Raw genomic sequence first — 1359 nt, 5'->3', positions numbered from 1 at the left:
AAAGATGAAACGGGAAGCATTTTTCTATTTGAGAAGATGGGAGATGATACTTATGCATCTTCTATGGGAAAATATATGACATTAAAGCAAGAAAAGAAGGAAGAAAGCGTTATTATTCCCTCGAGAAATGGAAATATGCCGTTAAACTTTAAACTATATAGTGACTATACTATATTAACAAAAGAAAATATAGAAATGCGTTTTAACAGTGGAGGACAACTCGTATATGTAAAAGAACCTAATGGAAGCTTTGTGTTTTTGAAATATGATAAGGATACGGGGCGTTTAATATCTTCAACTACAAATAAAAACCTAGTTACTTCATTTGAATATATTGATGATGTAAAGGAAAAAACGGATAAGATTATTACTGAAGCTGCAAAATCTAATATTTCCAAAAACAAAAAAATGTCCCAACAATTTTCCGTAGGTGATGAAGTTATTTTAGACATGGAGTCAATCCGTAATTCATCAATGCCTAATAGCAATATTACAGTAGAAAATGCAGTGACAAACTTGCTTCTGATTAGAAAAATTATACTTCCGGATCATTCTGTTATTGAGTATATGTATAATGATAATAATCAATTGAATGAAGTTATTAGAAAAAATGTAGATAATAATGAAAGCGTATCATACAAATACGAGTATAACGTAGATGGACAACTTTCTCTTATCAAAGATGCAGAGGATAATAGTTATGGCATAAAGTATAATAATAAAAAAGTAAAAGAAGTGATTTATCCTTCTGATAGTGGATATCAGGAATCAATAATGTTTTCTTATAACAATATTGATGAAGGAGAGGCAAAGTACCAGACGAAAATACAAAGAGGCATTAATGGAATATATGGTAAGTCGGAAGTGATAAAAGGCACTCGAAATGGAAATATCATTTATGAAAAGGATATTAATGGAGTAGAGACAACTTCCACATATGAAGATAATTTGCCAAAAGAAACTACAACAGTTGTTGAATATCAGGAGAATATAAATAATGAAATAGTTACAAAAAAAATTCCAAGGTCCGAATCCACATCATATGATTCAAACTTTAGAATGAATCCAATACTAGAAATCGATCCTGATCAAAATACAAAGTCTTATGAATATAATAATCAAGCTAATGTGTTTCAGAAGGATCTACCAACAAGGATTGTTGAGACGGCAAATGGAGTTGTAATTTTAGACTGCAGATATCAATATGACAAGTTTGGAAATGAAATTTTACAGATGGATAGTGTAACAGGAGATAGTAAAGAATCATTTTATTATGAAGAAAATAATCTTTTTTCAGGAGAAATTAAAAAGGAAATCGTAAAAACTAAAGCAACTTATGAGAACGCATTAGTTGGATAT

General features: G+C 29.8%; 1 protein-coding gene. It reads left to right on the top strand.

What is annotated here, in order from left to right; genetic code table 11:
• The coding region (locus ACH2DQ_RS26885; RefSeq protein WP_395028675.1) for a hypothetical protein at window positions 1-1359 on the top strand (1359 nt) is incomplete at both ends.

Source organism: Robinsoniella sp. (assembly GCF_034124845.1).
This window is presented reverse-complemented; position numbering and strand designations above follow the sequence as displayed.